Raw genomic sequence first — 7,559 nt, 5'->3', positions numbered from 1 at the left:
TTGCTTTTTCAAACGCGGAGAGCTCACGATTTGTAGGGACCATGCCTCCATGCTCCCGCGGAATCAGGCCACGGTCGATATCGCCCTGGACCAACATCTTGCGCCACCTGCGGAACGTCCAGTCGGAAATGGACTTCGAGGCAAGCCACTCCTTCCTGGTCCCGTGCGGCTGCAAATAATACTCATGCATGAACTCACGGATCTCTTCACGCGTAAAACCCTTGTTATCAACGGGCACCGCCGGCTCCTTCAATCAACAGCTAATGAATGACTCACAACCAGCTTGACGAAGAGGGAGCGATTGGCGTTTAGCCACAGGAAGTGAGAGAGCGTTTGGCATTAAGCCACAGGAAGTGAGAGAGCGTCCGGGGTGGGTTAGAGCAGGCGGCGTTCGGCGGCCCACTTGGTCAGCTCGTGCCGGCTGGAGAGCTGGAGTTTGCGAAGCACCGCTGACACGTGGGTTTCCACGGTTTTGATGCTGATGAACAGCTCTTTGGCCACCTCCTTATAGCTGTAGCCGCGGGCGATCAGGCGCATCACTTCGAGCTCGCGGGCGGAAAGCCTGTCCAGCTCGTCGTCGGCAATGTCCGCCGGAGCGGTGCCAAAGGCGTCCAGCACAAAGCCGGCCAGCCGGGGCGAGAACACGGCGTCGCCGCCGGCCACGCGGAACACCGCGTCGGTGATTTCGGCCCCGGAAATTGTCTTGGTGACGTACCCCCGGGCGCCGGCGCGGATGACCGATACCACGTCCTCGGCGGCGTCGGAGACGCTCAGGGCCAGGAACTTGGTAGTGCCCAGGAGCGCCACGGAACCCGCGATGACTTCCCGGCCACCACCGCCCAGGCCGCCAGGCAGGTGCACATCCAGGAGCACCACCTCCGGACGCTCCTGCGCGATTACAGCGATGGCCTGCTCAACAGTGGCCGCTTCCCCAACAACGTGGATGCTCTGATCGAGGTCGGCTTTGAGCCCCGAACGGAAAATGGCGTGGTCGTCCACGATCACCACCCGGACCGGCTGTGCGGGGCGGATGGTCCCGGTCCCCTGTACGTTGTTCATGATTTCCCTTCCGCGTTGTCCGTTTGGAGCGCCGGCATTCCCAGCCGCACCTCCGTACCGTCCGGCGTGCTGGTTATGGTCGCAGATCCACCGTGCCGTTTCATGCGCCCAATGATCGATTCACGGACGCCGAGCCGGTCTTCGGGTACGTCCTGCAGGTCGAAGCCCGGACCCCTGTCCTTGATGAAGATTTCCGTGCGTCCATCGGAAACTTCCAGGTAGACAGAGACGGTCCCGCCGCCGTGACGGGACGCATTGAGCATCGCCTCACGGCTGGCCTGGAGCAGCGCCTCGTGCGATTCGGTCATGGCGGTGTCCCCGACGCTGACCACCTCCACGGCGTTGCCGAGGGAGTCTTCCACCTCGGCCGCCGCCGCCTTGATGCGGTCCGAAAGCTGACCTGCCTCCTTACCGGGGTCCTGGAACAGCCAGCTCCTGAGTTCGCGTTCCTGAGCCCGCGCGAGCCGGAGGACGTCGTGTTCGTTTCCCGCCCGCCGCTGGATCAGGGCGAGGGTCTGGAGGACGGAGTCGTGCAGGTGGGCAGCAATCTCGGCGCGCTCCGTTTCGCGGATCCGGCCCGCACGCTCTGTTTCCAGGTCCCGCCAGAATTTGAGGGCCCACGGAAGGAGCACCAGAACCACACCGCCCAGCACCGCCACCGACGCGAGCAGGGCCAGCCAGGTCTGTTCCCAGGATCCGGAACCGGAGACCATTACCAGCACGCCGGCAACCACCAGCGCCAATCCGGCGGCGAGGCGCGCCCAGCCGCCTGCCTGATCGGCCTTGGTTTTGTCCACGAGCCCGGCACGGCGGGTTTCGTCGAGCTGCATCCAGGCGATGGCCGCACCGCCCAGGACGGCGGCGGCGGGAATGAGGGTCCCCAGGGGCACGTCGACGCCGAGCATCCGGGCAATCATGATGCCCGCCACCAAGAGGAGCCCGGCGCCCAGCAGCATTTCCTTGCCGTACCGCGCGCGGCGGACCCGGAACCACGGCGGCCGCACGGCGGCCGGGTAACCGGCGGGGTAGCCGGCACGGGGCCCGCCGCCGGAGACACCACTGGGAGCGAAACTGGGGGCGAAAGCACCGGCGTCGGGATTTCCCCGCCATGGACCGGCAGCGGGCAGACCGGGCGAGGTCGGCACTGGCGGAGGCACGGCGCTGAATGCCGGGTCAAGGCTGACGGCCGGCGCAATTGGCGACGCCGGACGCCTGGCGTTGCGGCGGGCGCTTTCGTCGGCGGTGGGGACCATGATCCAGAGCCACGCATAGAAGGCCAACCCGGCGCCGCCGGCGAGGGTTGACAGTGCCATGCCGATCCGCACGCTTTTCACCGGCCAGCCCAGATGCGCCGCGAGGCCGGCGCAGACGCCCGCGATGACGCGGTCGCTGCTGCGGACAAGCGGTGGGCGGGTGGAGGCGGGGATCATGTGTCAATCCAAGCACGGATCAGGGTTCCCCGGACCCGATTCCGGCCTGAACCGGGGGTAACTCAGGGGCGAGTCAGGGTGTTCCCCAGTAGAGCGCCGCCGCGCCGGACGGCAGGATCGAAGTATGAACTCCCAGACCCCTGCCCCCGATGATGGCCAGCCCACGGAACCGCTCCCCCCACACGACCCGGACCAGCCAACCGAACCCCTGCTGCCGCCCCCGGCTTCCCCGCGGGACACCCCCCCGGCCGCCGGTCCCAACGACGGCCCGTACGCCGGACCTTATTCAGGCCCGTATTCCAACCCGTCTGCGGGCCAGTACGCCGGCCAGAACACCGGCCCGTATGCCGGCGCCAAAGCACCGGGCCGGCCGAATGACTTCTTCACCTGGATCCGGAGCCACGGCATCCAGCGGGGCCGTGACCGGTGGATCGGCGGCGTCTCCAGCGGCATCGCACACCGGATGGGCATCGATCCGCTGATTGTGCGCGGCATCTTCATTGTCCTCACCCTCTTCGCCGGAATCGGCGTCCTGCTCTACGGCCTGGCCTGGGCATTCCTTCCCGAACCCGACGGGCGCATCCACGTCCAGGAAGCCGGGGCCGGCCGCTGGTCCGGCGGCATGACAGGCTCGCTGATCACCACGGTGGTGGGGCTCACCGGACTCGGCGGCGGATTCTGGGGCTGGAGCCGCAACGGCTTCGGCGGATTCCTCTGGACTGTCTTCTGGGTGGGCGGCGCCATCTACTTGATCTACTACCTGACCCAACGCAGCAAGGCCCGGAACGGAGCACCCATGAACGCCACACCGCAGCCGGCCGGCGGAAACTCCGGTTACTCGGCCGACTATCCCACAACCCCCTACGCCTCGCCGTTTGCGGCGACGGATTCCACCTCCACCCGCACGGCCGGCTCGTCCGTCAGCGCACCCTACCTGCCGGTCCCGCCGTCGAGCGTCAATCCGCCACACGGCGGCGGCAGCTACGGCGGCGGTGGCTTCTACGGCGGGGGCGGTAGCGACGGCGGCGCCTATGGCGGCTACCAGCCACCGCAGGGCCCGGCCCGGGCACCCAAGGTCCGCCCCGGCGCCCCAGCCGTAGCCATTACAGCCGGAACAGCGCTCCTCGTGGGTGGCGGACTCAAAGCCCTTAACGCCGGCAACGTGATCAACCTCGGCGACGCCACCAACGCGATCGTCTGGGCCAGCGGCGCTGCGGTCCTGGGCCTGGGCATCCTCATTGCGGGGCTGCGCGGCAGGACGTCAGGAATCCTCGGCTTCCTCGCCGTTGTGGCCCTGGTGATCGGCGGAATCTTCAACGTCGTGGGCAACGGCGACAGGGTCCGCTTCACGCAGGTCAACTGGGCACCCCTCAGCGTCGAACAGGCACGGAACGGCTTCGACATCACCGCAGGCCGCGGGACTGTTGACCTCACCGAGCTGAACGTCACCGCCCCGCTGGCCTCCGACGTCGTAGTTCCCCTGGACATCACCGCCAGCAACGTCAAGGTGGTCATTCCGGACAACGTCCCCGTGGACATCAGGGCGGACATGACCATGGGCAACCTCAGCGAACGCAACGACCACCGGAGCGGCATCTCCACCCGCGAGAGCAGCTACAACAGCGACAAGCCCGGCGCCAAGCTGATCGTGGAGATCAACGGCACCTTCAGCAACGTCACCATCCAGGAAGGGAACTGACATGAGCAACGTCAATCCGTCACCGGACCCATACACTCCGGAAAGCACGACGGCGGCCGGTCACCCCGGAGCCGACGCAACACCGTCAGCCACCCGCGTAGGAACCGTCGTCTGGGGCCTCATCGTGATGGCGCTGGCCGCCCTGATCATCATCGCCCAGTTGGGCGTGGTGACCCTGAACGGCACCTACGTCCTGATCGGCCTGATGATCGGCGCCGGCTCCGCGCTGGTGATCGGCGGGCTCCTCTCGGCCCGGAAACGTGACAACGAACCCACAACAGGGAAGTCTTGAACCATGGACAAATTCTTTAGAATCGTCAGGGGCTTCGGCCTGAAACGCGGACCCCAATGCTGGATAGGCGGCGTGTGCGGCGGCATCGCAGCGAAGCTCAACGTGGATGTGGCCTTCGTGCGGATCGCTTTCCTGGTCTTCTGCCTCCTCCCCGGCCCCGCCGTGGTCCTGTACATCACGGCCTGGCTGGTCCTTCCCGACCAGCGGGACTCCATCCCGCTGCAGAACTTCCTGGACCGCCGCTCCATCAGCTGACACCCAAGGCCAAGAACCGCCAGGCCCCCGCTCCCCGGGATCGTTCCGGGCGCGGGGGCCTTTCTGCTGCCGTGGTCGTTGCCATGGAACGCGGCCTTTTGTAACCGGTTTGTGTCGTAACGCACACCGCCGACTACAATCTAGGTGAGCTCAACGTGGCGCTCTGCCTGTATACCTTCACACCAGGATTTGAGCCGAGACATGAAAATTGGAATTCTTACCAGCGGCGGCGACTGCCCCGGACTGAACGCTGTCATCCGCGGAGCCGTCCTCAAAGGCATCGCCATCCATGGCCACGAATTCGTGGGGTTCCTGGACGGCTGGCGGGGCGTCGTCGAAGGCGACGTCATCGACATCCCCCGCACCATGGTCCGCGGCATCGCCAAGCAGGGTGGCACCATCCTGGGCACCTCCCGCACCAACCCGTTTGAAAACGGCGGCGGGCCGGAGGTCATCAAGGCCCACATGGACCGCCTCGGCATCGACGCCATCATCGCGATCGGCGGAGAAGGGACCCTGGCTGCTGCGAAGCGCCTCACGGATGCCGGCCTCAAGATTGTGGGCGTCCCCAAGACCGTGGACAACGACCTCGACGCCACGGATTACACGTTCGGTTTCGACACGGCCGTGCAGATCGCCACGGAGGCCATCGACCGGCTTCGGACTACGGGAGAGTCCCACCACCGCTGCATGATCGCCGAGGTTATGGGCCGCCATGTTGGCTGGATTGCCCTGCACGCAGGCATGGCCGCCGGCGCGCACGCCATCCTGATCCCGGAGCAAAAGGTCAGCATCGAGCAGATCACCGAATGGGTCCAGGAAGCCCACGACCGTGGCCGCGCACCGCTGATTGTGGTGGCCGAGGGCTTTGTGCCGGACCACATGGAATCCCCGCACTCCGAGCGAGGCCTGGACACGTTCGGCCGGCCACGGCTGGGCGGCATCGCGGACCAGCTCGCCCCCGAGATTGAAGCCCGCACCGGCATCGAGACCCGCGCCACCATCCTGGGGCACATCCAGCGCGGCGGCGTCCCGTCCGCGTTTGACCGTGTGCTCGCCACCCGTCTGGGCATGGCCGCGATCGACTCCGTCGTGGAAGGCTACTGGGGAACTATGGTGGCGCTCAAGGGAACGGACATTGAGCACGTGAGCTTCGACAAGGCCCTGGGCCAGCTGAAGACCGTTCCACAAAAGCGCTACGACGAGGCTGCCGTCCTCTTCGGCTAAGCCGTCGTCGCTGTGCTGGGTAGGCTGGGGATATGACTCTTGACCCCGGTTCCGCCGCCATCATCCAACTCGCTTGGGCCCGGCATTTGGGGCTCGACGACGGCGCTTTTGCTGCGTCGCTGAGTTCAGGCGAGCGGATGGTCAGGGCTGACAACGCTGCAGAGACAGTGGAGTTCGTCAGGCTGTTCGGCAGCTCGGCACTTGTGGGACCGCAATGGGTCATTGATGCCGCCGCCGGAATTCCGGACGCGGAGATGGCACATCATGTGACACTGCTGACCCTGACACGGACCCACGGCGGCCACGGACTCGGCTCTGCGGCGTTGTTCTTCGCCGACGACCTGCCCCTGCGCCAGCCCTCCGAAGAACTCACCGTGTCCCACGGAAATCCGGAGGCGATCGAGCTCGAAGGCCTGTGCCCGCCGGACGACGTCAACGAAGTGCATCTGTCAGAACTTGAGAACCGGTACACGATCCTCCACGAGGTGGACGGGCGGCGCCTTCCGGTGGCGTGCGGCGCCTACGGGGAATGGGAAGGCCTTCTCGCCCAGATGGGAGTCCTGGTGGACCCCGAGTGGCGGCGCCGCGGGCTGGGATCCGTGGCCGCATCCATCGCCGCTCACGAGGCCCTCGCGGCGGGCCTCACCGTCCAGTGGCGCGCCGAAGTCAGCAATACCGGGGCGGTAGCCCTGGCGCGCCAGCTTGGCCTGTCCGCCGGCGGCATCCAGACCAGCGTGCACCTGGGCTGAACTACAATTGAGCCGGCCGCGGGGACTTCCGCTTCAGCACCATCCCCAGGCTTTCGGCCACAATACGGGCCTGAATCAGTCCAGCCATGGCCGCTGCCCCCAGCACTGAACCGATCTGCCGGCTGGTATTGAAAACACCCGAGCCGGCACCCGCCTGGCGCGGCGCCAGATTTCGCGTGGTGGCATTGGCGATCGGCCCGAAGATGCAGCCCACGCCCAGGCCCTGCACCGCACTCGGCAGGAGGAACATCCAGACAGGGGTATCGGGCGTCATAAGCACCGAAGTCCAGTAGATGGCCAGGGTAAAAGCAGCATCCCGGCCACCGCAAACCAGCGCGGATTGACGCGGTCAATCAGCTTTCCCACTATGGGCGACAACGCACCGGTGAGCACGGCCACCGGAATCAGCAACAGGGCAGACTGCGTGGGAGTCAGACCCAATGCGACCTGGTAAAAAATCATGGAAGCCAATGGGTCTGCCAGCCGATGAAAATGGCCATCCCAACTACGCCGGCGATGATCAGGCCCCACACGGTGAACGGGCCGCCGTCTAACCCGGGGTTTTCATGAGGCTGTCGCCCGCGGGGTGTGTTAAAGCGACGAAAGGTGCTTCTGAGCTGGGAAAATAGTGTTGTCGACGCACTGATCCACCGGCTGAAAGAAGCACCTTTCTGATGTCCAAGATTACCGGAGTTTTCCCGTCCCTTCCTGTTGCCACGACGGAGCAGTCGCTGGTCTCCCATGCCGGGCTGAACGTGGTGACGTCTTTTGTTGACGCGCTCGGATTCAGGGACCTATGCGAAGACCGTTTGGGCCAGTTCGTCCCCTCCGGCGCCTGGCACCGGCCC

At 66.0% G+C, this 7,559-nt stretch carries 8 protein-coding genes and 2 pseudogenes; 6 read left to right on the top strand and 4 right to left on the bottom strand.

All coding sequences use genetic code 11. The features are described from left to right. The 3 genes and pseudogenes from DAD99_RS13740 to DAD99_RS13730 form a co-directional block, all read right to left on the bottom strand. Positions 1–238 (bottom strand): annotated as a pseudogene (locus DAD99_RS13740) (hypothetical protein); the annotation flags it as partial. A 137-nt stretch (positions 239–375) separates the two neighbouring features. Beyond that, positions 376–1,059, bottom strand: coding sequence for a response regulator transcription factor (locus tag DAD99_RS13735; RefSeq protein ID WP_185261239.1), 684 nt, complete (start codon positions 1,057–1,059; stop codon positions 376–378). Further along, positions 1,056–2,489 (bottom strand): ATP-binding protein, encoded by a 1,434-nt coding sequence (locus tag DAD99_RS13730; RefSeq protein WP_193342009.1) that lies wholly within the window; start codon positions 2,487–2,489, stop codon positions 1,056–1,058. Before DAD99_RS13730 ends, DAD99_RS13735 begins: the two co-directional genes overlap by 4 nt. A gap of 124 nt (positions 2,490–2,613) precedes the next feature. Between DAD99_RS13730 and DAD99_RS13725 the strand changes: the two genes are divergently transcribed. From DAD99_RS13725 to DAD99_RS13705, 5 genes are all read left to right on the top strand, one after another. Next, positions 2,614–4,188 carry a PspC domain-containing protein gene (locus DAD99_RS13725; RefSeq protein ID WP_193342008.1) on the top strand — a complete coding sequence of 525 codons (1,575 nt, stop codon included), beginning with the start codon at positions 2,614–2,616 and terminating at the stop codon, positions 4,186–4,188. A 1-nt stretch (position 4,189) separates the two neighbouring features. Next, positions 4,190–4,480: a hypothetical protein gene (locus tag DAD99_RS13720; RefSeq protein ID WP_185261242.1), complete on the top strand. Its 291-nt coding sequence runs from the start codon at positions 4,190–4,192 to the stop codon at positions 4,478–4,480. A 3-nt stretch (positions 4,481–4,483) separates the two neighbouring features. Next, complete coding sequence (locus DAD99_RS13715; protein ID WP_193342007.1) at positions 4,484–4,735, top strand: PspC domain-containing protein; 252 nt, start codon at positions 4,484–4,486, stop codon at positions 4,733–4,735. Positions 4,736–4,936: 201 nt separating this feature from the next. Next, positions 4,937–5,962 carry an ATP-dependent 6-phosphofructokinase gene (locus tag DAD99_RS13710; RefSeq protein ID WP_185261244.1) on the top strand — a complete coding sequence of 342 codons (1,026 nt, stop codon included), beginning with the start codon at positions 4,937–4,939 and terminating at the stop codon, positions 5,960–5,962. A 32-nt stretch (positions 5,963–5,994) separates the two neighbouring features. Next, complete coding sequence (locus DAD99_RS13705) at positions 5,995–6,711, top strand: GNAT family N-acetyltransferase (RefSeq protein WP_193342006.1); 717 nt, start codon at positions 5,995–5,997, stop codon at positions 6,709–6,711. Position 6,712: 1 nt separating this feature from the next. Here the strand turns inward: DAD99_RS13705 and DAD99_RS13700 are convergent, their stop codons facing one another. Further along, complete coding sequence (locus DAD99_RS13700; RefSeq protein ID WP_193342005.1) at positions 6,713–6,985, bottom strand: hypothetical protein; 273 nt, start codon at positions 6,983–6,985, stop codon at positions 6,713–6,715. Between the two features lie 400 nt (positions 6,986–7,385). Between DAD99_RS13700 and DAD99_RS13695 the strand changes: the two are divergent. After that, positions 7,386–7,559 (top strand): annotated as a pseudogene (locus DAD99_RS13695) (IS1380 family transposase); the annotation flags it as partial.

The organism is Pseudarthrobacter sp. AB1, from assembly GCF_014926485.1.
Taxonomy (GTDB): Bacteria; Actinomycetota; Actinomycetes; order Actinomycetales; family Micrococcaceae; genus Arthrobacter.
This window is presented reverse-complemented; position numbering and strand designations above follow the sequence as displayed.